This window comes from Mesorhizobium sp. M1A.T.Ca.IN.004.03.1.1, from assembly GCF_003997555.1.
In the GTDB taxonomy this organism is placed as follows: domain Bacteria; phylum Pseudomonadota; class Alphaproteobacteria; order Rhizobiales; family Rhizobiaceae; genus Mesorhizobium.
Window position 1 is genome coordinate 1 of sequence record NZ_RZTV01000813.1, and the last position, 248, is coordinate 248.

Genomic DNA, 248 nt, shown 5'->3' on the forward strand with positions numbered 1-248 from the left:
TGCACTTTGCAAGAGATGATCGCGGGCGGCGTCCCTGGCTGGAACAATGACGCTCGGCGGCACGTTTGGCTAGCGCCGACAGGCTGCGCTTTGAGGCCTGATCGACAAGATATGGAAAGCTGAAAAGGAGGAGCGCCATGAACATCAAGCTGAAACGCGGTCTATGGGTTATCGTGGCTGACGGCGAGAAGGCGCTTTTCCTCCGCAACGAGGGCGACACCAGATATCCGAACCTGCAGGTCGTGCAG

Annotated in this window: 1 pseudogene; it reads left to right on the top strand. The window is 58.5% G+C overall.

Going from position 1 to position 248, the window contains the following annotated elements:
• Nucleotides 1-137: 137 nt before the first annotated feature.
• Nucleotides 138-248: pseudogene (locus EOD29_RS37700) on the top strand (host attachment family protein); the annotation flags it as partial.